At 66.5% G+C, this 24,825-nt stretch carries 23 protein-coding genes and 1 tRNA gene; 16 read left to right on the forward strand and 8 right to left on the reverse strand.

Features of this window, described 5'->3' with window-relative positions:
- Positions 1-11: 11 nt before the first annotated feature.
- From pyrC to ruvX, 3 genes are read right to left on the reverse strand one after another with little or no spacing between them, the layout of a single operon-like run.
- Positions 12-1,310, reverse strand: a complete 1,299-nt coding sequence (gene pyrC, locus IFE19_RS07960) for a dihydroorotase (RefSeq protein ID WP_207827064.1) — start codon at positions 1,308-1,310, stop codon at positions 12-14.
- Positions 1,307-2,290 (reverse strand): aspartate carbamoyltransferase catalytic subunit, encoded by a 984-nt coding sequence (locus IFE19_RS07965; RefSeq protein ID WP_207827067.1) that lies wholly within the window; start codon positions 2,288-2,290, stop codon positions 1,307-1,309. The genes pyrC and IFE19_RS07965 overlap by 4 nt, the downstream gene beginning before the upstream one ends.
- Before the next feature lie 40 nt (positions 2,291-2,330).
- Positions 2,331-2,795: a Holliday junction resolvase RuvX gene (gene ruvX, locus IFE19_RS07970; protein WP_207827069.1), complete on the reverse strand. Its 465-nt coding sequence runs from the start codon at positions 2,793-2,795 to the stop codon at positions 2,331-2,333.
- Between the two features lie 17 nt (positions 2,796-2,812).
- On the opposite strand from ruvX, the gene IFE19_RS18095 reads away from it, so the two are divergent.
- Genes IFE19_RS18095 through gatB form a run of 4 tightly spaced genes read left to right on the forward strand, consistent with a single transcriptional unit; the run spans position 2,813 to position 6,180 of the window.
- Positions 2,813-2,899, forward strand: coding sequence for a hypothetical protein (locus IFE19_RS18095; protein ID WP_404822166.1), 87 nt, complete (start codon positions 2,813-2,815; stop codon positions 2,897-2,899).
- A 15-nt stretch (positions 2,900-2,914) separates the two neighbouring features.
- Positions 2,915-3,202, forward strand: a complete 288-nt coding sequence (gene gatC / locus IFE19_RS07975; protein WP_207827071.1) for an Asp-tRNA(Asn)/Glu-tRNA(Gln) amidotransferase subunit GatC — start codon at positions 2,915-2,917, stop codon at positions 3,200-3,202.
- A 3-nt stretch (positions 3,203-3,205) separates the two neighbouring features.
- Complete coding sequence (gene gatA, locus IFE19_RS07980; RefSeq protein WP_207827073.1) at positions 3,206-4,684, forward strand: Asp-tRNA(Asn)/Glu-tRNA(Gln) amidotransferase subunit GatA; 1,479 nt, start codon at positions 3,206-3,208, stop codon at positions 4,682-4,684.
- A gap of 2 nt (positions 4,685-4,686) precedes the next feature.
- Positions 4,687-6,180, forward strand: a complete 1,494-nt coding sequence (gene gatB, locus IFE19_RS07985; protein ID WP_207827075.1) for an Asp-tRNA(Asn)/Glu-tRNA(Gln) amidotransferase subunit GatB — start codon at positions 4,687-4,689, stop codon at positions 6,178-6,180.
- A gap of 77 nt (positions 6,181-6,257) precedes the next feature.
- Here gatB and IFE19_RS17605 read toward each other — a convergent pair whose 3' ends face one another.
- Together IFE19_RS17605 and IFE19_RS07995 are read right to left on the reverse strand one after the other, a co-directional pair.
- Positions 6,258-7,187 carry an RcnB family protein gene (locus tag IFE19_RS17605; protein ID WP_225910453.1) on the reverse strand — a complete coding sequence of 310 codons (930 nt, stop codon included), beginning with the start codon at positions 7,185-7,187 and terminating at the stop codon, positions 6,258-6,260.
- A gap of 163 nt (positions 7,188-7,350) precedes the next feature.
- Entirely contained in the window at positions 7,351-7,905 is a 555-nt protein-coding gene (locus IFE19_RS07995) for an RcnB family protein (protein WP_207827077.1), read from the reverse strand.
- 222 nt (positions 7,906-8,127) lie between these two features.
- On the opposite strand from IFE19_RS07995, the gene IFE19_RS08000 reads away from it, so the two are divergent.
- The 3 genes from IFE19_RS08000 (at position 8,128) to IFE19_RS08010 (ending at position 8,918) form a co-directional block, all read left to right on the forward strand.
- A complete protein-coding gene (locus tag IFE19_RS08000; RefSeq protein WP_207827079.1) occupies positions 8,128-8,430 on the forward strand; it encodes a sel1 repeat family protein in 303 nt (100 codons plus the stop codon).
- A gap of 79 nt (positions 8,431-8,509) precedes the next feature.
- The gene (locus IFE19_RS08005; protein ID WP_207827081.1) at positions 8,510-8,815 is read left to right on the forward strand and encodes an ETC complex I subunit; all 306 of its coding nucleotides are present in this window, start codon (positions 8,510-8,512) and stop codon (positions 8,813-8,815) included.
- 26 nt (positions 8,816-8,841) lie between these two features.
- Positions 8,842-8,918: transfer RNA gene (locus IFE19_RS08010), tRNA-Arg, on the forward strand.
- Here IFE19_RS08010 and metC read toward each other — a convergent pair.
- Positions 8,877-10,070 carry a cystathionine beta-lyase gene (gene metC, locus IFE19_RS08015; RefSeq protein ID WP_207827470.1) on the reverse strand — a complete coding sequence of 398 codons (1,194 nt, stop codon included), beginning with the start codon at positions 10,068-10,070 and terminating at the stop codon, positions 8,877-8,879. The two genes, IFE19_RS08010 and metC, sit on opposite strands and share 42 nt — an antisense overlap.
- Before the next feature lie 78 nt (positions 10,071-10,148).
- On the opposite strand from metC, the gene IFE19_RS08020 reads away from it, so the two are divergent.
- Positions 10,149-11,252: an amino acid ABC transporter substrate-binding protein gene (locus IFE19_RS08020; RefSeq protein ID WP_207827082.1), complete on the forward strand. Its 1,104-nt coding sequence runs from the start codon at positions 10,149-10,151 to the stop codon at positions 11,250-11,252.
- 31 nt (positions 11,253-11,283) lie between these two features.
- Entirely contained in the window at positions 11,284-12,588 is a 1,305-nt protein-coding gene (locus IFE19_RS08025) for a dicarboxylate/amino acid:cation symporter (RefSeq protein ID WP_207827084.1), read from the forward strand.
- A gap of 4 nt (positions 12,589-12,592) precedes the next feature.
- On the opposite strand, the gene sseA is transcribed toward IFE19_RS08025, so the two are convergent.
- Entirely contained in the window at positions 12,593-13,444 is an 852-nt protein-coding gene (sseA, locus tag IFE19_RS08030) for a 3-mercaptopyruvate sulfurtransferase (protein ID WP_207827086.1), read from the reverse strand.
- Between the two features lie 124 nt (positions 13,445-13,568).
- On the opposite strand from sseA, the gene kdsA reads away from it, so the two are divergent.
- From kdsA to IFE19_RS08055, 5 genes are read left to right on the forward strand one after another with little or no spacing between them, the layout of a single operon-like run.
- Positions 13,569-14,471 carry a 3-deoxy-8-phosphooctulonate synthase gene (gene kdsA, locus IFE19_RS08035; RefSeq protein ID WP_404822160.1) on the forward strand — a complete coding sequence of 301 codons (903 nt, stop codon included), beginning with the start codon at positions 13,569-13,571 and terminating at the stop codon, positions 14,469-14,471.
- A gap of 18 nt (positions 14,472-14,489) precedes the next feature.
- Entirely contained in the window at positions 14,490-15,950 is a 1,461-nt protein-coding gene (gene rfaE2 / locus IFE19_RS08040; protein ID WP_207827089.1) for a D-glycero-beta-D-manno-heptose 1-phosphate adenylyltransferase, read from the forward strand.
- Positions 15,947-16,948 (forward strand): ADP-glyceromanno-heptose 6-epimerase, encoded by a 1,002-nt coding sequence (rfaD, locus tag IFE19_RS08045; RefSeq protein ID WP_225910454.1) that lies wholly within the window; start codon positions 15,947-15,949, stop codon positions 16,946-16,948. The genes rfaE2 and rfaD overlap by 4 nt, the downstream gene beginning before the upstream one ends.
- Positions 16,945-18,048 (forward strand): DUF3089 domain-containing protein, encoded by a 1,104-nt coding sequence (locus IFE19_RS08050; protein WP_318780470.1) that lies wholly within the window; start codon positions 16,945-16,947, stop codon positions 18,046-18,048. The genes rfaD and IFE19_RS08050 overlap by 4 nt, the downstream gene beginning before the upstream one ends.
- The gene (locus IFE19_RS08055; RefSeq protein ID WP_207827090.1) at positions 18,038-18,826 is read left to right on the forward strand and encodes a glycosyltransferase family 25 protein; all 789 of its coding nucleotides are present in this window, start codon (positions 18,038-18,040) and stop codon (positions 18,824-18,826) included. The genes IFE19_RS08050 and IFE19_RS08055 overlap by 11 nt, the downstream gene beginning before the upstream one ends.
- Here IFE19_RS08055 and recG read toward each other — a convergent pair.
- Positions 18,823-20,913, reverse strand: coding sequence for an ATP-dependent DNA helicase RecG (recG, locus tag IFE19_RS08060; RefSeq protein WP_207827091.1), 2,091 nt, complete (start codon positions 20,911-20,913; stop codon positions 18,823-18,825). The genes IFE19_RS08055 and recG overlap by 4 nt on opposite strands.
- A gap of 83 nt (positions 20,914-20,996) precedes the next feature.
- On the opposite strand from recG, the gene IFE19_RS08065 reads away from it, so the two are divergent.
- Positions 20,997-21,311 carry an FAD assembly factor SdhE gene (locus tag IFE19_RS08065; RefSeq protein WP_207827092.1) on the forward strand — a complete coding sequence of 105 codons (315 nt, stop codon included), beginning with the start codon at positions 20,997-20,999 and terminating at the stop codon, positions 21,309-21,311.
- Entirely contained in the window at positions 21,311-24,760 is a 3,450-nt protein-coding gene (gene mfd / locus IFE19_RS08070; RefSeq protein ID WP_207827093.1) for a transcription-repair coupling factor, read from the forward strand. The genes IFE19_RS08065 and mfd overlap by 1 nt, the downstream gene beginning before the upstream one ends.
- Positions 24,761-24,825: the final 65 nt, after the last annotated feature.

Genomic DNA, 24,825 nt, shown 5'->3' on the forward strand with positions numbered 1-24,825 from the left:
TTCGCTCCCGTTTAGCGTGCGTCGTGGACGATGCGTCCACCGACGACGGTGAGCAAGACCTTGCCTTGCAGACGACGCCCGTCGAAGGGCGAATTCTTCGATTTGGAGCGAAGCGTGGCCGCATCGACCACAACCGGAGCGCCTGCGTCGAACAGGAATAGGTCGGCCGGCGCGCCCTGGGCCAGGACCCCGGCGTCCAGACCCAGCAGACCGGCAGGCCCCTGGGTCAGCGGGCGCAGCACGTCCAACAGGTCCAGTCCGTGCTCGTGGTGCAGCATCAGGGCGGCGGGCAGCAGGGTCTCCAGACCTACGGCGCCGGGCGCGGCCTCGGCGAAGGGGCGACGCTTGTTCTCGGCGGGTTCAGGGCAGTGGGCCGAGGTGATGGCGTCGATCAGGCCGTCGCGAACGGCCTCGACCAGGGCCTGACGGTCGCTCTCGGCGCGCAAGGGCGGGTCCAGCCGGTAGAAGGTCCGGTAGTCGCCAATGTCGATCTCGTTGAAGCAGAGGTGGTTGATCGACACCGAGGCCGAGACCTCAAGGCCGCGCGCGCGGGCGCGGGCCAGGGTCTGCAGCGCGCCTTCGGTCGAGATCTGGTCGACCAGGAAGCGGGCGCCGGTCTGTTCGACCAGGGCCAGGTCGCGTTCCAGCTGGATGCGCTCGGCGATGGCGGGGGCGCCGGACAGGCCGAGGCGCGTCGCCAGTTCGCCTGAGGTGGCGACCGCGCCCTCCGACAGCCAGGGCTCGGCCGGGCGGCAGGCGATCAGGGCGTTGAAGGCGGCGGCGTAGCTCATCACCCGTTGCAGGGTGCGGGTGTTGACGATGACCCGGTCGCCGTCGGTGAAATAGAGGGCGCCCGCTTCGTGCATCAGACCGATCTCGGCCATGCGCTGGCCGTCGCGGCCTTGAGTGGCGGCGCCCGCAGCGCGGACGTTGACCAGGTCGAGCGCCGCTCCGCGCCGCTGGATGTGGTCGATCAGGGCGGGGTCGTCGATGGCCGGGTCGGTGTCGGGCTGGACCACGATGGTGGTGACGCCGCCCGCCGCCGCCGACAGGCTGGCGGACTTTAGCGTTTCCTTGGGTTCATTGCCCGGCTCGCCGGTCTTGACACGGATGTCGATCAGGCCGGGCGCGAGGCAGCGGCCCTGGGCGTCGATGACGGTGACGCCTTCGGGGCGCTGGGTGGCTTGGCCGTGGACGACCTCGACGATGCGGCCGTCCTGGATCAGGACAGCGCCGGGGCCGTCATAGTCGGTGGCCGGGTCCAGCAGACGGGCGTTGACAATAGCGAGCGTATTGGGAGCAACGGTCATGCGGCGGCTCCCGCGCGGCGGTGGGCGAGGGCGGCCAGAACGGCCATGCGAGCGGCGACGCCCATCTCTACCTGATCCTGGATCAGGGAGACGCTCAGGTCGTCGGCCACGTCGGAGTCGATTTCCACGCCCCGGTTCATCGGGCCGGGGTGCATGACCTTGGCGTTGGGCGCGGCCCAGGCCAGTTTTTCGCGGTCCAGACCCCAGAAGCGGAAATACTCGCGGGTCGAGGGGATCAGGGCGCCGGTCATGCGCTCCAGTTGCAGGCGCAGCATCATGACGACGTCGCAGCCGGCCAGACCTTCCTTCATGTCGTGGAAGACCTCGCAGCCCCAGCGGTCGGCGTCGCCCGGCACCAGGGTCGGCGGACCGACCAGACGGACGCGCGCCCCCATCATCGACAGCAGGGCGACGTTGGAGCGGGCCACCCGGCTGTGGGCGATGTCGCCGCAGATGGCCACCGTCAGTCCGCCGACGTCGCCGAAGGCGCGGCGCAGGCTCAGCAGGTCCAACAGGGCTTGCGTGGGGTGTTCGTGGCGGCCGTCGCCGGCATTGACGACCGCGCAGCCGACCTTCTGCGAGAGCAGGTCCACGGCGCCCGACGACGAATGGCGCACCACCAGAATCTCGGGCTTCATGGCGTTCAGCGTCACCGCCGTGTCGATCAGGGTCTCGCCCTTGGCGACCGAGGAGGCCGAGACCGGCATGGTCACGACATCGGCGCCCAGGCGCTTGGCGGCGATCTCGAACGAGGAGCTGGTGCGGGTCGAATTCTCGAAGAAGAGGTTCACGACCGTCTGACCGCGCATCAGGTCGATGCCCTTGGCCGACTGTCGGTTGAAGTCGACGAAGGCGTCGGCGAGATCCAGCAGCGCCAGGGCGGCGGGCGGGTTCAGATCGCCAGCGGCGAGGAAGTGATCGCGGGGGAACGGCAGCAGCCGTTCCTCGATGGTTTCGGTGACGGAAGCGGCATGGGTCATCGAGACGCCGCTATAAGCCCGACTCTCCGCGAGGGGAAGGTCAGTCGCGCAGACGGTCCAGCGCGCCCTGCAAGATCCAGGCGGCGGCGGTGCGGTCCACCACGTCGGCGCGGCGTTTGCGGCTTAGGTCCAGTTCTTCGATCAGGAAGCGCTCGACCGCCGTGGTGGACAGGCGTTCGTCCTGGAAGGCGACGTTGACGGGACGCAGGCGCTCCAGATTGCGGGCGAAGGCGCGGCAGGACTGGGCGCGCGGGCCTTCGGTCCCGTCCATGTTCAGCGGCAGGCCGATGACCAGGGCCGAGACGTTGCGGCCGTTCATCAGCTTGATCAGTTGCGCGGCATCCTGACTGAACTTCACCTTGCGGATCAGCTGCAGCGGACTGGCGATCATGCGGCTGGTGTCGGACACCGCCACGCCAATGGTGTTCTCTCCCAGATCCAGCCCGATCCACGGGGTGTCGGGCGGGCAGGCGGCGGGCAGGTCGGTGAGGTCGAATACGGGCACGGCCTCCCCATATTGCAATGCGGAACGCTTGTCGAAGCCGCATCGGGCGGTTAACCCACGACAGGAGTCAGTCTGGGCGACTCCCTTGCGCCCTGACTGGATGAATTTCGGAGATTTCCATGGCTATCGACGCCGCGACGGTGAGGCGTGTCGCCCACCTCGCCCGCATCAAGACCCCCGAGGACCGCCTGGAGCCGCTGGCCCAGGAGCTGAACGGCATCCTGAACTGGATCGAACAGCTGAACGAGGTCGATGTGCAGGGTGTCGAGCCCATGACCTCCAACGTCGCCCAACCGCTGCGCCTGCGCGAAGACGTCGTCACCGACGGCGCCAAGGTGGACGCGGTCCTGTCGAACGCCCCGAAGTCGGCTGACGGCTTCTTCGTCGTGCCCAAGGTGGTCGATTAAGCCATGACCGATCTGACCAAACTGACGCTCAAGGATGCTGTCGAGGGCCTGAAGGCCAAGACCTTCTCGTCCGAGGAACTGACCAAGGCCTTCCTGACGAACATCGAAGCTTCGAACCCGAGCCTTAACGCCTATGTCGAGGTGACGGCGGACAAGGCGCTGGAACAGGCGCGGGCCTCCGACGCCAAGCTGGCCAAGGGCGAGGGCGGCGACCTGGAAGGCGCGCCGCTGGGCATCAAGGACCTGTTCTGCACCGAGGGCGTGCAGACGACCGCCGGCTCCAACATGCTGCGCGGCTTCGTGCCGCCCTATGAATCCACCGTCACCGCCAATCTGTGGCGCGAAGGCGCGGTCATGCTGGGCAAGCTCAACATGGACGAGTTCGCCATGGGCTCGGCCAACGAGACCTCGGCCTTCGGTCCGGTGAAGAACCCGTGGAAGGCCAAGGGTTCGGACGCCGAGCTGACGCCGGGCGGCTCGTCGGGCGGTTCGGCTTCGGCTGTGGCCTCTGATCTGTGCTTGGCCGCGACGGCCTCGGACACCGGCGGCTCGATCCGCCAGCCCGCCGCCTTCACCGGCACGGTCGGCATCAAGCCCACCTATGGCCGCGCCAGCCGTTTCGGCATGGTGGCCTTCGCCTCCTCGCTGGATCAGGCCGGCCCGATCACCAAGACGGTGACCGACGCCGCCATCCTGCTGAAGTCCATGTGCTCGTTCGACGCCAAGGACTCGACCAGCCTCGACATCCCGACCCCCGACTGGACCCAGTCGATCGGCCAGTCGGTCAAGGGCCTGCGCATCGGCGTTCCGGCGGAATACCTGATCGACGGCATGTCTGAAGAGATCAAGGCGCTGTGGCAACAGGGCGTCGAATGGCTGAAGGCCGCCGGTTGCGAGATCGTCGAGATCAGCCTGCCGCACACCAAATACGCCCTGCCGGCCTATTACATCGTGGCTCCGGCCGAGGCTTCGTCGAACCTGGCCCGCTATGACGGCATGCGCTTCGGTCACCGCGCCGAGGACTTCTCGTCGCTGGACGACCTCTACGCCGCCTCGCGCGCCGAGGGCTTCGGCAAGGAGGTCCAGCGCCGCCTGACCATCGGCACCTATGTGCTGTCGGCCGGTTTCTATGACGCCTACTACGTCAAGGCTCTGAAGGTGCGTCGTCGCATCGCCGAGGACTTCGACAACGTCTGGGGCAAGGTGGACGCCATCCTGACCCCGTCGACCCCGACGGCGGCGTTCAAGCTGGGCGACAAGCAGATCGACCCGCTGACCATGTATCTGAACGACGTCTTCACGGTGACGACCAACCTGGCCGGTCTGCCGGGCATCTCGGTGCCTGCGGGTCTGAGCAGCGATGGTCTGCCGCTGGGCCTTCAGGTCATCGGCAAGGCCCTTGATGAGGCGACCGTCTTCCAGGTCGCGGCCGCACTGGAAGACTCCGCCGGTTTCGTCGCCAAACCGGCCAAGTGGTGGTGAGCATGTCTGAGAACAAAACAGTGATCAAAGGTCGCACGGGCGACTGGGAAATCGTCATGGGGCTGGAAATCCACGCCCAGGTGGCGTCGAACGCCAAGCTGTTCTCGGGCGCGGCCGTGGGCTTCGGCGCGGGCCCGAACGAGCAGGTGTCGCTGGTTGACGCCGGCTTCCCGGGCATGCTGCCGACCCTGAACAGGCACTGTGTCGAGCAGGCGGTGAAGTCTGGTCTGGGCCTGAAGGCGCAGATCAATCTGAAGAGTCAGTTCGACCGCAAGAACTACTTCTATCCCGACCTGCCGACTGGCTATCAGATCAGCCAGCTGTATCACCCGATCGTGGGCGAGGGCGTGGTCGAGGTCGAGGCCGAAGACGGCAGCTTCTTCAACGTTGGCATCGAACGCCTGCACCTGGAGCAGGACGCGGGCAAGCTGATTCACGATCTGTCGCCGACCGACTCCTACGTCGACCTGAACCGGGCCGGCACGGCGCTGATGGAGATCGTCTCGCGCCCCGACATCCGTTCGCCGGAACAGGCGGTCGCCTACGTCAAGAAGATCCGGACCATCCTGATCTATCTGGGCACCTGCGACGGCGACATGGAGAAGGGCAACCTGCGCGCCGACGTGAACGTCTCGGTCTGCCGTGTCGGCAACTACGACAAGTTCAAGGAAACGGGCGACTTCGGTTTCTTGGGTACGCGCTGCGAGATCAAGAACGTCAACAGCTTCCGCTTCATTTCTCAGGCGATCAATTACGAGGCGCGTCGCCAGATCGAGATCCTCGAGGATGGCGGTTCGATCATCCAGGAAACCCGCCTGTATGATCCGACGGCGGGCGAGACGCGTTCGATGCGCTCCAAGGAAGAGGCGATGGACTATCGTTACTTCCCCGATCCTGACCTGCTGCCGCTCGAGATCGAGCAGGCCTGGATCGACGAGATCAAGGCTGATCTGCCGGAACTGCCGGACGAGAAGCGCCGTCGCCTGATGGCCGACTATGGCCTGTCGCAATACGACGCCGTGGTGCTGATCTCGGAACAGGCCAAGGCCGACTATTTCGAGGCTGCGGCCAAGGGACGCGACGCCAAGCTGGTTTCCAACTGGGTCACGAACGAGGTCTCGGCGCGCCTGGCCGCCGACGGCAAGGACTTCAGCGAGAACCCGCTGCCGGCGGCACACGTGGCCCAGCTGGTCGAACTGATCGAGACGAATGTCATCTCGTCCAAGATCGCCAAGGAGGTGTTCGACTACGTCTGGAACGGTGAGGGCAGCCCCGCTGAGGTGGTCGAGAAGCACGGCCTGAAGCAGGTGACCGACACCGGCGCCATCGAGAAGGCCGTCGACGACATCATCGCCGCCAACCCGGACAAGGCCGCAGCCGTGGCCGAAAAGCCTCAGGCCATCGGCTGGTTCGTCGGTCAGGTGATGAAGGCCACGGGCGGCAAGGCCAATCCGGCCGCCGTCAACGACATCCTGAAGGCCAAGCTGGGATTGTAGGGCTCAGCCTTCGGATCGCAGACCATGGAAAAGGCCCCGGAGATCGCTCTCCGGGGCCTCTTTCATTTCAGCGCCAGCTACCAGTTCCAGGCGTCGCGAACGACTTCGATGATGTAGCCGTCGTATTCGTCGATCAGATAGATGGTGTTGTCGACATAGACCCAGCGGGTTCCGGGAGGCGGATAGCCGAGGCCATAGGTCCGCCAGTCGTTGACCTGATAACGCCAGAAAACCTCGGGCAGGTACTGGCCGACGTAGTACTGGCGGTTCCAGTAGGTCCGCGGCACGCTGTAGTAGCCGTAGCCCGGTGCGAAATAGAAGCCGAGCCGGACCCCGTTCCAACCCCGAAAGCGGCTGTCGTTGCGCCACCAGTCGCTGCGGTGACGACGGTCCCAGTCGCGCCGCCACTGGTCGCGGTTCCAGCGGTTGTGGAAGTCACGATAATCCCGATCGTTGTTCCAGTTCGGCCGGTCAGGCCTATCGGGCCTGTCAGGGCGATCCGGACGCTGAGGCCTGTCTGGCCTGTCTGGCCGGTTGGGGCGATTGGGCTGGTCCGGCCGATCCGGGCGGTTCCAGTCAGGGCGCTCGGGACGGTTCGGTCTGTTCGGTTGCTGATTTTCCGGTCGACCCGGACGGTTCCAATCAGGACGATTTTCATCCGGACGGCCCGGACGGTCGGGCCGCTGCGAGCCGGGCCGATCAGGCCGGACATCGGGACGATCGACGCGGGGGGGCTGCGGGCGGCTTGCCGGCGGTTGCGGTTGCTCGCCGCCAGCCGAGGGAGGACGAGAGGGCCGCGGGACGTCCGGACGTATCTGCGGACGCTGGAACTCGGGGCGAGGTTCGCGTCTTGGCGCTTGCTCCTGGCGTTCGCCACGGCGTTGAGGTCGTTCGGTGCGCCCTTCTTCCGATTGCGCTTGTCGCGACTGGGCCAGGGTCGCCACCGGCGCGAGGGCAGGGAGGGCGAAGCTGGCGATGGCCGTGAACACCATCAGGGAACGTTTCATGGTCTTCTTCCTCGCACGCCGAGAGGGGCGGCTTGATCATCAGACTGACGCGGGCGCCATGAACCATGGCTGAACGCTGATCTATGGAAATCTGCAGAAATCTCTGAAAAAAGCCCCGCAAAGCCGAGCTCTGCGGGGCCGATTTCAAGTCCTGAGTGGGATTCTAGTAGACGTCGTGCAGGACGCTGGCGATCAGGCCGGTGGCGACCGCGATCAGCAGGATGTCGTTGTTGGCGTGGACGTAGCGATAGCCACGCGGGGCCGGACGCAATCCATAATAATAGGGATCGTCCACATAGTAGCCGCGATAGGCCGAGGGCAGATAGCCGCCCTGACGCCAGCGATAGCTGTAGTAGCGCGGCTCGACCTGATAGTAACCGCGGCCTGGCGCATACCAGTAGCCGTTGCGCGCGCCGCGATAGTCCCGGAACTCGGGTCGGCCGCGCCACCAGTCGCGGTTGTTGCGGTCCCAACGGTCGGCGCGGCGATCATGGCGATAGTCACGACGGTCGTCCCGGCGATCCTGGCGCCAGTCACGGCGATCTTCACGGCGTTCCTGACGCCACTCGCGACGATCGTCGCGGTCGTCCCGGCGGTCGTCGCGACGATCTTGGCGCCATTCGCGGCGGTCGTGACGGTCCTCGGCCTGGGCCGCCAGCGGCGCGGCCGTCGTGGTCAGCGCCAGGGCGACGATGGCGGCCTTGGTAAGGCGGTTCATCTGCATGTCTCCATGGTCTGGGCGCCGAAGAAAGCTGCGGACGGCCCGTTGAACAGGCGGTCAAGGTCGGTCCCGGCGCATGAACTCGTCCTGAACGGCGATGTCAGGTTTCGAGCCCCGGGTTGGAGCGCCGCTTCTGCGTTAACTCTAATTTCAAATCGCCGGTATTTGAATGAAGGTCGAACGGCACGGTCAGAAGGACCAACGCCCGGAGGACTGGCTATGACTGCGCAAGAAACCGCGCCTGAGGCTATCGCAACCGCAGCCTTGCCGCTGCCGACCGTCGATATGGACGGGGACGCCCTGTTCCGATTGGGGCTGGCCTATTCGGCCGGACTGGACGGGTGTCCGATGGACCGGGTTTCCGCTCACATGATCTTCAATCTGGCGGCCATGAAGGGGTCGGTCGAGGCGCGCGAATATCGCCGCGACCTGAGCCAGGAGATGGAGCACGACGAGATCGCCGAGGCCCAACGCGCAGCGCGCCGCTGGATCGACGCCGGTTCCAGCACTCTGGCCGCCTGAAGTCGCGGGCGACGGCTGGACCGGGCGGCGAGGGCGGGTTATGGACCCGGCGAAGACCAGTCGCCGAAGGATTCCGCCCATGCTCGCTCGCATCTATCGCCCGGCCAAGACCGCGATGCAGTCGGGCAAGGCCAAGTCCAATGACTGGCGTCTGGAGTTCGAACCGGCCTCGGCGCGCACGCAGGACCCGTTGACTGGCTGGACCAGCACCACCGACATGAACGGCCAGGTTCGTCTGACTTTTGAAACCAAGGAAGAAGCGGTCGAATATGCCGAGCGTCACGGCATCGCCTTCCGCCTGCACGAGCCGCAGGACGCGCCGCTGATCCTCAAGGCCTATGCCGACAACTTCGCCACCAACCGCAAGCAGCCCTGGACCCACTAAGGTCCCTGCTGCGGCGCAAGGCCGAGGCGCCCTTAGCTCAACCGGATAGAGCACCCGCCTTCTAAGCGGGATGTTGCAGGTTCGAGTCCTGCAGGGCGCGCCATGCCTCCAGACCATTTTCCAGGTCGGCAATGAGGTCCGCCGGATCTTCAAGTCCAATATGCAGGCGCAGTAACTGACCAGGCAGGTCGGGCTTATACAGGCGATGCGCCAGTTGCGGGGTTTCGTGGGTGATCAGGCTTTCGAAGCCGCCCCAGGAATAGCCCATGCCGAACAGGTCGAGCGCGCTCATCAGGGCGTGGGCCGAGGCCTTGTCGCCGCCCTTCATCACGACGCCCAGCAGGGCCGCGCCGCCGGAATAATCGCGCCGCCACAGATCGTGGCCGACCGAGCCGGGCAGGGGCGGGAACAGGACCCTTTCAACCTCTGGCTGGATCTGCAGCCATTCGGCGACCAGAAGCGCAGACTTGAGTGCTTCGTTGTAGCGTAGCGGCAGGGTGCGCAGGCCACGCAAAGCCAGCCAGGCGTCGTCGGGCGAGACGTGCCAGCCCATGTCCTCGATCGTGTGCAGGATGGCGCGGGCGACTTCGCAGTCCTGAACCGCGACAGCGCCCATCAGCAGATCGGAATGGCCCGCGACGTATTTGGTTATGGCCTGGACGCTGACGTCGACGCCGTGTTCCAGCGGGCGCAAGGCCAGACCCGCCGCCCAGGTATTGTCCATCACTGTCAGCACGCCGCGCGTCCGACAGGCGGCGGTCAGGGCGGGCATGTCGACGATCTCGAATGTCAGGGACGATGGCGATTCAATCAGCAGAACGCGGGTTCGTTCTGCACACAAGGCCAGAATGTCGGCGGTCGAGGAGTCCGCCGGATGGAAACGCGTGGCGATTCCACGCGCGGCCAGGTGGCGCGTCAGGAAACGTCGGGTAGGGCCGTAGATGGCGTCGCTAGTCACCACCTCGTCGCCGGGGCGCAGCAGGGCCAGCAGGGGGACGGTGACGGCCGCCAGTCCCGACGGGACCAGGAAGGCCTCGCTGGCCCCCTCCAGGTCGGCCAGGGCGGTGCGAAGCTCGCGGGCGGCGCTGGTGCCGTCCAGGCCATAGATCGGGCCGGGCGTCGCATCCTGCATGGAGGCCGGATCGTCGCTGAGCATGGTCGAGGCGCGTTCGATCGGCGGATTGACCGGTCGCCGTCCCTCACCGCGTCGCGTGGCGGAGGCGATCAGGCGGGTGCGGTCGGAAAGGCGAGGCATGACGGCTCCGGCGGGTTGCGGTTCTGGCCCTAGAGGGCTCTAAAGAAGGCGGGGGCGCAAGCTGGAGAGGGTGCCGGAATGCGGGCGTCGAAGATCGTGACGGGAATATCGCTGACGCTGCTGCTGGCGACGGCGGCCTGCGACCGCCAGGCCAGGACCGATCACGCCGAAACGACGCCGACTTCGCGGCCGACCACAGCCACGATGCCGGCCGATGTGAGCAGCCCGACACTGGCGGCGATCAAACAGCGCGGCCACCTGAACTGCGGCGTCAATCAGGGCCTGGTGGGTTTCGCCTTCACCGACAATCGTGGAGCTTGGCGCGGTTTTGATGTCGACTTCTGCCGGGCGACGGCGGCGGCCATCTTCGGTGACCCGGATGCGGTCCGCTTCGTGCCCCTGACTGCAGAACTGAGGTTTGAGGCCCTGCGCGATGGTCGCGTGGACGTGCTGTGGCGCAATACGTCCTGGACCATGAGCCGCGATACCGGCGGCGAACTGAGCTTCGCCGGGATCAACTATTACGACGGTCAGGGCTTTCTGGTGCGTCGCTCCCTGAACCTGAACAGCGCATCCGAGCTGAACGGCGCCCGCATCTGCGTGCAGACCGGCTCGACCACCGAACTGAATGTCGAGGACTATTTCCGCACGCGCGGGATCGAGTTCCGACCGGTCATGGTCAAGACCGAGGAAGAGGCCCGTCAGGCCTATGCGCGCGAGGAATGCGACGCCTTCACCGCTGACATTTCCGCACTGGCGGCGGCGCGGACGACCCTGGCCAATCCGCAACAGCACGCCATCCTTCCGGACGTGATCTCCAAGGAGCCGCTGGGACCGGTCGTGCGACGTGGCGACGACCAATGGACGGCGGTGATCAGGTGGACGCTGAACGCTCTGATGTTGGGCGAGGAACTGGGGGTGACCAAGGCCAATGTCGCGGCTCTGGCGCGCGACAGTCAGGAGCCGCGCACCCGACGCCTTCTGGGTGAGGAGGGCGAGTTCGGCCCGTCTCTGGGCCTGCCCCGGACCTGGGCGCGGGACGCCATCGCGGCAGGCGGCAACTATGGCGAGATATTCGAGCGGAACCTTGGCCAGCAATCGGCGCTGAATCTGGCCAGGGGCCTGAACGCGCAATGGAGCGCGCGGCCCAGCGGCCTGATCTACGCCCTGCCGATCCGATAGGGCGTCGGTCGGCCGCCTGATCGGGGGACACATGACCGCAACGACCAGACAGAAGCTTCCGCTGCACGTCCTGATGTTGATCGGCTTTCTGGTCGGGCTGACAGGCGGGCTCCTGGTCAATCTTACGGTTGGCGGGGATACGCCCTGGGTTCAATGGGTGACGGCGAACATCACCGGGCCGGCGGGGCAGATATTCCTGCGTCTGCTGTTCATGCTGGTGCTGCCCCTGCTGTTCTCGGCCCTGGTGGTCGGCGTAGCGGAGATGGGCGACCTGAAGACCCTGGGGAGGGCCGGAACCAAGAGCCTGCTGTTCACTGTCTTCATTTCCGCCGTGGCCGTGATCATCGGCCTTGTCATGGTCAATGTCTTCCGTCCGGGCGACGGGGTTGATCCGGTGCTGGCGCAGCAGTTGCTGGAGCAAGGGCGCAGCGGGGCGGCCTCCATCGTCGGCAGCGCGCCGGATTCGGTCCGGGCGGGTGACTTCTTCCTTGATCTGGTGCCGTCCAACGTCTTCACGGCGGCGGCGCAGAACGAAATTCTGCCGGTCATGGTCTTCGCCCTGATGTTCGGGATCGGGCTGGTGCTGGCCAGGGGGCCGGCGACGGAGAACCTGCAGAAGACCATCGAGGGCGTGTTCGAGGTGATGATGAAGCTCATCAACCTGGTCATCCGCCTGGCGCCCATCGCCATCGCCTGTCTGATGTTCAATCTGGCGGCTCTGTTCGGGTGGGATCTGTTGCTGCGTCTGGCGGCCTTTGTCGCTGTCGCCGTGGGCGCGATGGCGATCCACATGTTCGTGGTCTATCCGATCTGCATCGCCACGCTGGGCGGCATGTCGCCGCTGAAGTTCTTTCGCGACATTCGCGAGGCCATGGTGGTGTCCTTCTCGACTGCCTCGTCCAACGCCAGTTTGCCGGTGTCGCTAAGGGTGGCCGAGCAGAACCTGGGCCTGCCGCGCAAGATCGCCCGCTTTGTCCTGACCGTCGGGGCCACGGCCAACCAGAACGGCACGGCCCTGTTTGAGGGCGTGACGGTGTTGTTCCTGGCCCAGTTCTTCGGCGTTGACCTGAGCCTGGGCCAGCAGTTCATCGTCATGCTGGTCTGTATTCTGGGCGGGGTCGGCACGGCGGGCGTGCCGGCGGGCAGCCTGCCGGTCATCGCCATGATCCTGGCCATGGTGGGCGTGCCGCCGGAAGGCATAGGCCTGATCCTGGGCGTGGATCGTTTCCTGGATATGTGCCGCACCACGTTGAACGTGACCGGCGATCTGGTCGTCGCGACGGTGGTGTCGCGCGGCGAGGAGGATACGGACGCTGCGCTTCCCGCTTCGGCCTGAGGCTCTAGTTCACCTCGACGGGGGTGTCCTGACGGGCGCCCCACTCGGCCCAGGAGCCGTCATATAGCTGTGATGGCCGCCCCAGCACCTCCAGGCCCAGGCTGAGGATGGCGGCGGTCACGCCCGACCCGCAACTGGTGATCACGGGGCGATCCAGATCGACACCCGCCTCAAGGAAGGCGGCTTCCAGCGCGACGCCGCGTTTCAGTGTTCCATCCGCATTCAGCACCTTTCCGAAGGGCAGGTTGAGCGCGCCCGGCATGTGACCTGATCGGACGCCCGCGCGAGGCTCGGGCGCCTCGCCGCGAAAGCGCGGGGCGCCGCGTGCGTCCACGACTTGAGCTGAGCCGGCCAGGGCCTGTCTGACCTGCTTCAGATCGACGACGCGGTCGCCCTGGAAGGTCGGCTGGAAGATAGCGGCCTGTTTCGGGTCGACAGGGCCATGCTCCAGTGGGCGCCCCTCGGCTCGCCATTTCGGCAGGCCGCCGTCCAGAATCTGAACGTGACGAGCGCCCATGATCCGCAACATCCAGCGGACACGCGCCGCCGAGAACAAGCCCTGCGCGTCGTAGACGATGATGTCATCCGTGTCGCGGACGCCCAGCGCCCCCATGGCTTCGGCGAAGGCCTGGGGCGTCGGCAGCATGTGCGGGTAGGGGCTGTTGCGGTCGGACAGGGCGTCCAGGTCGAAGAAGACTGCGCCCGGCAGTCGCTCGCGATCGAAGTCCGCGTGCGCGTCACGCCCGTCTAACCACCAGCTGGCGTCGATGATGCGAAAGTCGGCGCCACTCCGCTGCATCGCCGCCAAGGCTTCGGTCGAGATCAGGGGACTGGCAGTCGGGGCGGTCTGGGTCATGCCGTCAGGCTACCATGATCACGCGGCTGGTGGTCAGGGGCTGAGTCGCCGGGTAGGTTGCGCAAATGCGTCCGCGACGCCACCTGTCCGCCTTGAATTCGCGGCATAGGCTCGCGAACCGCCGTTGAAACCAGTCGAAAGCGCCGCCGTGACCTCTCCGAACGCCGTCATCACCCTGTCCGAAGGCCTAAAGACGCCCGTCGTCATCGGCGGCGGCGCCCGCATCGTCTTCATCGCCGGCCCCTGCCAGATGCAGAGCCGCCAGCACGCGCTGGAAACGGCTCACGCGCTGAAGGAGATCGGCGAGCGGCTGAACCTCGGCATCATCTACAAGACCAGCTTCGACAAGGCGAACCGCACCAGCGCCAGCGCCGCGCGCGGCATCGGCCTGAAGGACGCCATGCCGATCTTCGCCGAAATCCGCGAAGTCACCGGCCTGCCGACCCTGACCGATGTCCACTCCGAGGCCCAGTGCGGCCCGGTAGGCGAGGTCGTGGACGTGCTGCAGATCCCGGCCTTCCTGTCGCGCCAGACCGACCTGCTGCTGGCCGCCGCCGCCACGGGCAAGGCGATCAACATCAAGAAGGGTCAGTTCCTGGCGCCCTGGGACATGAAGAACGTCATCGCCAAGGTGGTGGGCGCGGGTAATCCGAACGTCATGGCCTGCGAACGCGGCGCCAGCTTCGGCTACAACACCCTGGTCAGTGACATGCGCTCTCTGCCGATCATGCGCGAGATCGGCTGCCCGATCGTCTTCGACGCGACCCACAGCGTCCAGCAGCCGGGCGGGCAGGGCACGTCCTCGGGCGGTCAGCGCGAGTTCGTGCCGGTGCTGGCCCGCGCGGCCGTCTCGGTCGGCGTCGACGCCGTCTTCATGGAGACGCACGAAGACCCGGACAACGCCCCGTCGGACGGTCCGAACATGGTGCCGCTGAGCCAGTTCGAGGCCCTGGCCGCCGAACTGATCGCCTTCGACGACCTGGCCATCAAGCTCGGTCACAAGGGGCCGATGGCGAAGACGGCGTGAATCCGCTAGTTCGGCGTCATGGCTGAACGTTCTCTTGATCTCGGCGCCCTGCAGTCCCTGCTGGAGCGCGTGCGCGACCTGAAGGTCGCCTGCGTCGGCGATCTGATGCTGGATCGCTATGTCTATGGCGAGGTCAGCCGCATCTCGCCCGAGGCGCCGATCCCCGTTCTGCGCGCGCGCCGCACCGTGGCCATGCCCGGCGGCGTGGGCAACGTCGCCCGCAACGTCGCAGCCCTGGGCGGTCAGGCCCGTCTGGGCGCCGTGGCGGGCGATGACGCGGCGGGCGCCGAACTGGCCGAGCTGATCGCCGCCGAGGACCGGATCGACGACGCCCTGATCCGACCGGAAGGCGCAGCCACCATCGTCAAGACGCGCTTCGTCGCCGCCGGCCAGCAACTGCTGCGTCTGGACGACGAGGCCGCGACCCATTCCGGCTATGACGACAAGGCGGTGTTCCAGGGCGCGGGCGCCATCCTCCTGTCCGACTACGCCAAGGGCGTGGTGGACGACGGCGCCATTCAGGCGGCGCTGTGGGCCGGGGCCGAATACGGCGCGCCGGTCATCGTCGACCCCAAGGGCCGCGACTTCGCCCGCTATGGCGCGGTTGACGTCATCAAGCCGAACGCCAGCGAACTGGCGGGCGCCACCGGTCTGCCGACCGAGACGGACGAACAGGTCGAGGCGGCGCTGGCCGCCCTGCTGGCCGCCACCACGGCCAAGGCCGTCATCGTCACCCGCGCAGGCAAGGGCATGACCCTGGCGAGGCGCGGGGGCGGCGTCAGCCACTTTCCCGGCCGGGCGCGCGAAGTGTTCGACGTCTCGGGCGCCGGCGACACCTGTCTCGCCGCGCTCGGGCTGGCGTTGGGCGCGGGCGCGACGCTGGAACAGGCCGTGCAGTTCGCCATCCTCGCCTCGGGCGTCGTCGTGGGCAAGAGCGGCACGGCCGTGGTCACCCCCGCCGAACTGATCGAGGCCGAGATGAGCCAGCATGCGGCCTTGGCGCACTCCAAGGTCACGCCGCTGGACGAACTGGCTGATCAGGTCGAGGCGTGGAAGCGTCAGGGCCTGAAGGTTGGTTTCACCAACGGCTGCTTCGATATCCTGCACCGCGGCCACGTCGCCTATCTGGCCCAGGCGCGCAACTGGTGCGACCGGCTGGTGGTGGCGCTGAACACCGATGCCTCGGTGCGCCGCCTGAAGGGCGAGGGGCGCCCCGTCAATGATCTGGATAGCCGCGCCGCCGTCATCGGCGGTCTGGCCAGCGTGGATCGTGTGACGGCCTTTGATGACCCGACGCCCATCGCCCTGATCGAGCGACTGAAGCCCGACGTGCTGATCAAGGGCTCGGACTACACCAAGGACAAGGTCGTTGGCGCTGCCGAGGTCGAGAGCTGGGGCGGCGTGGTCCGCCTGGCCGATTTCGCCGACGGCTATTCGACCACGAAGACGATTGAGAAGATGACCGGGGACATGGCATGACGCCGCGCATGATTGTCGTCACGGGCGGCGCGGGCTTCATCGGCTCGAACATCGTCGCCCGGCTTTGTGAAGCCGGCGCCTGGGACGTGGTTGTCTGCGACCGGCTGGAGACGGCCGATCTCGCCAAGTGGAAGAACATCGCCAAACATCCGATCGCCGACCTGTGGGCGCCGGAGGAACTGTTCGAGCAGTTGGAGCGTCACGCCGACCGCATCGAGGCGGTGATCCACATGGGCGCCATCTCCTCGACGACCGAGCCGGACGCCGACCTGATACTGCACACCAACTTCAGCCTGTCGCGCGACATCTGGGACTGGTGCGCGGTGCGTAATGTGCGGATGATCTACGCCTCCTCGGCGGCTACCTACGGCGACGGCGAGGCCGGGTTCGAGGACCGCGACGATCCTGAGAACCTGAATGCTCTGCGTCCGCTAAACGCCTATGGCTTCTCAAAATATCTGTTCGACCAGTATGCCGTACGTCAGGCCGATCGGGGCGAGGCGCCGCGTCAGTGGGCCGGGCTGAAGTTCTTCAACGTCTATGGCCCGAACGAGGGTCACAAGGGCGGGATGAAGTCTGTCGTCGCCCAGATCTGGCCCAAGGTGCAGGCGGGCGAGACGGTCAGCCTGTTCCGCTCGCACAACCCGAACTACCCCGACGGCGGCCAGCTGCGCGACTTCGTCTTCGTCGACGACGTGGTCGGCATCATCCTGTGGCTGCTGGAGCGCGAGGATATCTCGGGCGTGTTCAACGCCGGATCGGGTCAGGCGCGTTCCTTCGCCGACCTGGCGCGCGCCACCTTCGCGGCGGCGGGCAAGGAGCCGTCCATCGCCTATGTGGACATGCCCGAGGCGATCCGCGACCGCTATCAGTACTTCACCGAGGCCAGCATGGACCGCATCCGTGCCCTCGGTTACGGCGGCCAGTCGACGCCGCTGGAAGAAGGCGTGCGCCGCTACGTCCAGGACTTCCTGGCCCAGCCGGATTCCTATCGATGAAGATGCCCAGCCTGACCTTGCGCCAGTGGGTCGGCTACACGGGATTTGTGCTGGTCTTCATTCTGGTCGCCGCCGTCGCCGTCTGGAGAGGCGATATTCTCAAGGCTGGACTGGACCCCCAGGTGCCGTTTCAGACCTATGATCCGCCGCCTGCCCCGAACTATGAACAGGCTGCGTCCTGGGCGCTTGACGACGCGCGCGCGCCTGGTGCGGGTTCCGCGCACATCTTCTTTGTCCATTCAACGACCTATGAAGGCGGCAGGGACTGGAATGGCCCGATCGACCATCGTGACTCGGCGACGGAGCTGCGACGCAGCGTCCTTCCCAACTACGCCGGGCCATTTGCTCGGGCCGGCGATGTCAGCGCCCCGTACTATCGCCAGGCGAACCTCTATACGCGTCTGACAATGCGGGAGGACGCGCGAGAGGCGCGGGCGTTCGCCTACAAGGACATCGACGCCGCCTTCACGCACTGGCTTCAGGCACATCCGACAGGGCCCATTATCCTGGCTGGCGTGGAACAGGGGGCGGACCTTGTTGATCATCTGCTGCATGACCGGGTAGCTATTGATCCGCTATTAAAACAAAGACTTGTAGCGGCATACCTTATGGAGGGTCTGGTTCCGGCAGAGCGCGCGCGTAACATTCCGCTGTGTGAGAGACCCGATCAGGTCGGCTGTGTCCTGGCCTGGAAATCTGTGCAGGAAGGGGACGACGCCGAGGCCAAGCGCTTGTTGCGCCGCGCCCTGGTCTGGAACGAGCGTGGCGCGCTTGACGGCGCCGATGGGGCGCCGACCGCCTGCGTCAATCCCGTGACCGGTTCTGTTGATCAGCCTGTTTCGGCAATGCGCGACAGTCGCGGCGCCACCAATGCCACAAATCTGGAGTGGGGCGCGCGCCCGGCCTTTCAGAGCCGCATCGTGGCGGCGGAGTGTCGTGCGGGTATACTGTGGCGTTCCCCGTTGAATTCAGAATCCTTCAGGCCCAAGGGGTCTTGGGCGGATCGTCGAAAGGCGCCGTCATTCAACCTGTTTTATGCCGATATAGAAGCTGATGCCCTGAATCGGATCGAGGCTTGGGAAAAGATCGATGGCGTTTGACGGTTCCCGGACTTTTGGCGTCGATGGCGTGATCGTCGTGAATCTGGATCGTCGCCCGGATCGATGGGAGGCGTTTCAGGTGGCCTGGCGCGACCTGTTGCCCTGGGATCAGGTCGTGCGACTTTCGGCGTCGGATGGTCAGCAGTTGACCGGTTACGGGCGGTCGCCCTGGTTCAGGGGGCGCAAGCGCGACCGGACCTGGGCGGGGCGCGCAGGTTGCGCCCTGTCCCACGCCCGCGCCCTGCGAGAAGCTCATGAACGCGGGTGGGCGCGGGTGTTGATCATGGAAGATGATGCGATCCCTGCTGGGGACGCTGGTGCACTCTTGTCTGCGCTGAATTCTCCGGGATGGGACCTGCTGTATCTGGGAGCGCGCGAGCCTGTAGGGGTCCAGGAGACGTGCGACGGGCTTGTCTCCGTGCACGGCGCGCTGGACGCCCATGCCTATGCCGTTACGGAGACCCTGAGAGACTGGATGATCAGGCGACTTCCGGAGGAAGCAAGCATATGGCCGTGGATTGCACGTGAACGTGCTGTGGACCGCTGGATGCGTCGCGAAGTTGGGCGGAACTTTCGGGTCAAGCTCTGTCAGCCGCAAGTAGCGACCCAGAAGGAGTGTCTGTCAGACATCACTCAGAGACGCGCCGCGTCCTATGTCGCCTGTCCCGATATAGCGACCACGCCGCGCCCAAAACCACGCCCATCGGAAGTCGCGCGCGCTGGTGAAGTGGCGGCCGATCGCGTTCGGGCTGCCGTGAAGCGGGTGGTCGGCTTCTAATCCACGCCTGGCCGGTCGTTGCGCCAGTCGAAAAGGGCTTCCAGCACCCGAACGGCCTCGCCGCGTGGGCTGGTCAAGTCGGGATCGCGGCCCAGGATCAGGCGGGCGTCGTCGGAGGCCGCCAGCATCAGCGAGCGGTGCTTGATCGGATCGGCGAAGCGATAGGCGGGGAAGCCGCTTTGTTTCAGGCCTAGAGGGTCGCCGCCGCCGCGCAGACGGAAGTCTTCCTCGGCGATCTCGAAGCCGTCCTCGGTGCGCCGCAGGGTCTCCAGACGCTCGCGAGCCGTTTCGCCAAGTGCGCCGTCCTGACCGCCGTACAGCAGGATGCATGAACTTGACTTGGCCCCGCGTCCGACGCGGCCACGAAGTTGGTGCAACTGGGCCAGGCCGAAACGGTCGGCGTGTTCGATGACCATGATCGAGGCGTTGGGCACGTCCACGCCGACCTCGACGACCGTGGTGGCGACCAGAAGCGGAATGCGGCCCTCGGCGAACTCGGCCATGACGGCTTCGCGCTCAGCGCCGGGCATCTGGCCGTGGGCCAGACCGACCTCGACCTGAAGGATGCGGCGCAGGTCGTTGGCGCGTTCCTCGGCGGCGGCCAGATCGATGGCTTCGGATTCGGCCACCAGAGGGCAGATCCAATAGGCCTGAGCCCCGCTGTCGATCGCCGCCTTCAACCGCTTGGCGACTTCGCCGATGCGCACCAGCGGCACGACGGCGGTAGCCACGGGGGTGCGACCCGGCGGCTTCTCCATCAGGCGGCTGACTTCCAGTTCGCCGTACTGGATCAGTTCCAGCGTGCGCGGGATCGGAGTGGCCGACATGGTCAGCAGGTGGACGCCGCCAACGGTCGGATCGCCCTTGGCCTGAAGCCGCTGGCGCTCGTTGACGCCGAAGCGGTGCTGTTCGTCGATGACGGCCAATGCCAGCCGGTTGAACTGCACCGCATCCTGGAACAGGGCGTGGGTGCCGATGGCGACCTGAGCCTCGCCGGAAGCCAGGGCGGCCAGCCGCTTGCGCCGCTCGGCTTGCGTGTCGCGGCCGGTTAGCAGGACTGTCGTGATGCCGGCTTCTTCGAGCATTGGGGCCAGCCGCTGATAGTGCTGGCGGGCCAGGATCTCGGTCGGGGCCATCAGGGCGGACTGGAAGCCGCTGGAGGCCGCGTCAGCCAGGGCCAAAGCCGCGACGGCGGTCTTGCCCGAGCCCACGTCGCCTTGCAGCAGCCGCCCCATCTGCTCGCCGGAAGCCAGATCGGCGCGGATTTCCTCGATGGCGCGGGCCTGGGCGCCGGTCAGGGTGAAGGGCAGGGCGGCCAGCATCCGTTCCGAGGCCTCGCCAGGCGCGATGCGCGGGGCCGGTGTGGCGTGACGCGTCCGGCGACGACGGGCTAGCGCCAGTTGGTGGGCGAACAACTCGTCATAGGCCAGACGCTGACGCGCCGGGGCCTCGGGCGTCAGGTCCATTTCAGAGGTCGGGGCGTGCAGGGTTTCCAGCGCCGCGCGCCAGCCGGGCCAGCGTCGGGCCGCTAGCCAGGCGGCGTCCTGCCATTCCTCAAGCTCTGGTGTCGCCGCCAGCGCGCCCTGCGCCAGCTTCCTGACCACCCGCGAGGTCAACCCTTGCGTCGCCGGATAGACGGGTTCGGACAGCGGGATCTCGTCCGCCTTTTCCAGCGGCAGGATGTAGTCGGGGTGCGCGATCTGCACCTCGTTGTTGAAGCGTTCGACCTTGCCGGTCACAAGCCGCCGCTCGCCGCGCGGCGCCAGGCTTTCGATATGGCGCGGCGAGCCGGCGAACCAGATCAGGTGGACGAAGCCGGTGTCGTCTGAGGCCCGCATCTTCAGCGGCGCGCCGATCTTGTGCGGCGGGATCAGCCGGTCGATCAGGACGTCGAAGACGCCGATCTCGCCCTCGACAGCGGCGGCGGCGGTCGTGCGGCGGCGCTGGATGATCCCGGACGGCGACAGGAACAGAACGTCGCGCACCAGCGGACCGGCCAGTTTGTGAACCAGGGGCGCGCTTCGCGGCCCCACGCCCTTCAGGGTGGAGACGTCCGCGAACAGGGGAAAGAGAATCTCGGGCCGCATTAGCCTCAGCATAGCTGGCGAAAACGGAACGGGAACGCTATCTGATCCAACTCTTCACATGAACGGACCGGGCAAGGAACCGCGTGGCCGATATTGATGCACGTCCAGAGGACGCCCGGAAACAAAGACTCGGTCGAATTTCGTATCGCGCCTGGCGACGCGGCTTCCGCGAGGCCGACATGGTGCTGGGGCCGTTCGTCGATCAGGTCGGTCCGTCAATGGACGACGGTGAGCTGGATCAGCTGGAGCACCTCCTGAACGAGGAGGACCAGTACCTCTACGCTTGGATCATCGAGAAGGAGCCGACCCCGCCCGAGTTCGACGGGCCGATGTTGGCGCGCATCCGGGCCTTCATGCGCGAACACGTCGCGGCGGAAGTGGCCAAGGGTATCGGCTGATGGGCGAGGCGATGGCGCGGCGTGACGTTGAACTGGGCGGCGCGCCCGAGGGGCTGGACGCGTTGGTCGTCGCCGAACGACTGAAGGCGCAGGGCGGGGTCGGCCTGTTGGTGGCGCGTGATTATCAGCGCTCGGGCAATTTTACGCAAACGCTGAGCTTCTTCGCCAAGGATATTGAAGTCCTTGAATATCCGTCCTGGGACTGCCTGCCCTATGACCGACTGAGCCCGACCGCTTCGGTCGCAGCGCAGCGGATGGCGACCCTGACCCGGCTGGCGCAACGCGATCCGGCGGACGACAGGCCCCTGCTGGTGGTCGCCACGATCGCCGCAGCGACCCAGCGCACGCCGCCGCGTCAGGCCGTCACTGGGGCCGGGTTCGAGGCCAGGGTCGGTCGCGATCTGGATACGGCGGCGCTGGAACGTTATGTCTTGGCCAACGGCTATGTGCGGGCCTCGACCGTGTCGGAGCGGGGTGAATACGCCATTCGCGGCGGGGTGATCGACGTCTTCCCGCCGGGCTTTGACGAGCCCGTGCGTCTGGACCTGTTCGGCAGCGAGCTGGAATCCATCCGCGCCTTTGATCCCGAGACGCAACGCTCGACCAAGCAACTGAAGCAGGTCGCGCTTCTGCCGGTGTCGGAGGTTCTGCTGGACGCCGAGAGCATCTCGCGCTTCCGCAGCGGCTATCTGAACCTGTTCGGCGCGCCGGGCGACGAGCCCATGTACGCCGCCGTCAGCGAGGGCGCGCGCCGTCAGGGGCTGGAGCACTGGCTGCCGCTCTTCTACGACCGGCTTGACACTCTGTTCGACTTCCTGCCGGACAGCGCGCCGGTCTTCCTCGACAGTCAGGTGGAGCAGGCCCGCGCCGAGCGCTGGAACCTGACGACCGACGCCTATGAGGCGCGCAAGGAGGCGGCTAAGGGCAAGGGCGGCGCGGCCTATCGCGCCGCGGCGCCCCAGAGCCTCTATCTGGACGAAGGCGACTGGAACAGCGCCTTGGCCGGCCGCGCCGTGCGCCGCCTGTCCCCGCTGTCGGGCGGCACGGGCGAGGACGCCGGCGGCCGTCTGGGCCGCAGCTTCGCCGCCGAGCGCTCGCAGGACAGCGTCAACCTGTTCGCCGCCGTGGCCCAGCACGCCGAGGACTTGAAGGGGCAGGGCAAGCGGGTGCTGTTCGCCTCCTGGACCGAAGGCTCGGCCGAGCGTCTGGCGGCCATGCTGGGCGACCACGGCCTGACCCACGTCCTGCCGGTGCGCGACTGGGACGATGTTCTGGCGGCGCCGAAGGACATCTATCTGCGCGCCGTCCTGCCGGTCGAACATGGCTTCGTCACCGACGAGGTCGCAGTCATTTCCGAGACCGACATCCTGGGCGACCGCCTGGCGCGGCCCAAGCGCAAGCGGCGGGCGTCGAACTTCCTGGCTGAGGCCTCGGCGCTGACGGCGGGCGATCTGGTCGTCCATCTGGATCACGGCATCGGGCGCTATGAGGGCCTGAAGACGCTGGAGATCCAGGAGGCGCCGCACGACTGCCTGGAACTGCTCTACGCCGGTGACAGCAAACTCTACTTGCCGGTTGAAAACATTGACCTTCTGACCCGCTACGGGACGGACGCCGACGGGGTTCAGCTGGATCGTCTGGGCGGAGCAGGCTGGCAGGCGCGCAAGGCGAAAGCGAAAGAGCGCCTGCGCGCCATGGCCGAGGGCCTCATCGCCCTGGCCGCCAAGCGGGCGTTGCGCGTCTCCGACGCCATCACGCCGCCGTCCGGCCTGTTCGACGAGTTCTGCGCCCGCTTCCCCTACGAGGAGACGGACGACCAGCTGAACGCCATCGGCGACGTGCTGGAAGACCTGGGCAAGGGCACGCCGATGGATCGTCTGATCTGCGGCGACGTCGGTTTCGGCAAGACCGAGGTGGCCCTGCGCGCGGCCTTCGTCGTGGCCATGACAGGCCAGCAGGTGGCGATCGTCTGTCCGACGACCCTCCTGGCGCGCCAGCATTTCAAGACCTTCAGCGAGCGCTTCGCCGGCTGGCCGATCACCGTGCGGCACCTGTCGCGCATGGTCACGGCCAAGGACGCCAACGAGACCCGCGTGGGCCTGAAGGACGGGACGTTCGAGATCGTCGTCGGCACCCACGCCGTGCTGGCCGAACAGGTCGGCTTCAAGGACCTTGGCCTGGTGATCGTCGACGAGGAGCAGCACTTCGGCGTCAAGCACAAGGAGAAGCTGAAGTCCCTGCGGGCCGATGTTCACCTGCTGACCCTGACGGCCACGCCGATCCCGCGCACCCTGCAGATGGCCCTGTCGGGCATTCGCGAGATGTCGATCATCGCCACGCCGCCGGTCGATCGTCTGGCGGTGCGGACCTATGTCACGCCCTGGGACCCGGTGCTGGTGCGCGAGGCCCTGCTGCGCGAGAAGTATCGTGGCGGGCAGGCCTATTATGTCGCGCCGCGCTTGAAGGACCTGCCGGAAATCGAGAAGTTCCTGCGCGAGCAGGTGCCCGAGGTGAAGTTCGTCGTCGGCCACGGCCAGATGAGCCCGACCCAACTGGAGGAGGTGATGAGCGCCTTCTACGACGGGCAGTACGACGTCCTGGTCTCGACCACGATTGTCGAGAGCGGCATCGATATTCCGACGGCCAACACCCTGATCGTCCACCGCGCCGATATGTTCGGGCTGGCCCAACTTCACCAGATCCGGGGCCGCATCGGCCGGTCCAAGGCACGGGCCTTCGCCTACCTTACGACCGATCCCAAGCGGCCGCTGAGCCTGTCGGCCGAGCGGCGGCTGCAGGTACTGCAGTCGCTGGACAACCTGGGGGCCGGTTTCCAGTTGGCCAGCCACGACCTGGATCAGCGCGGCGGCGGCAACCTGCTGGGCGACGAGCAGTCGGGCCATATCCGCGAGGTTGGGGTCGAACTGTATCAGCAGATGCTGGAAGACGCCGTCGCCGAACTGCGCGAGCAGGGCGAGGAAGTGGCCGACCGCGGCTGGTCGCCGTCGATCAATGTCGGCGCGGCGGTCCTAATTCCAGAGACTTACGTACCAGACCTGAATGTTCGCCTCAGTCTCTATCGCCGTCTGTCGGACGCCGAGAAGATGGAGGACCGCGAGGCCATGGCCGCCGAACTGATCGACCGCTTCGGCCCGCTTCCGGACGAGGCGCAACAGCTTCTGCGGATCGTCGGCATCAAGGCCAATTGCCGCACGGCCTCGATCGAGAAAATCGACATCGGGCCCAAGGGCGCGGTGCTGACCCTGCGCAACAATAGCTTCCCCAACCCGATGGGGCTGGTGGGGCTGATCCAGAAGAACCAGGCCTTCTGGAAGATCCGCCCCGATCAGAAGATCGTGGTGAAGGGCGAGTGGCCCACGCCTGACGACCGCCTGAAGGTCGCCGAGCGGATCACCGCCGATCTGGCGCGGGTGGCGGGGGCGGCCTAAGCGAAATCGGTCTGAATGCGATTGCATTCGAACCCAGATATTCGCTCAAGACACAGCGATGAGCC

Source organism: Brevundimonas pondensis (assembly GCF_017487345.1).
Classification (GTDB): Bacteria; Pseudomonadota; Alphaproteobacteria; order Caulobacterales; family Caulobacteraceae; genus Brevundimonas; species Brevundimonas pondensis.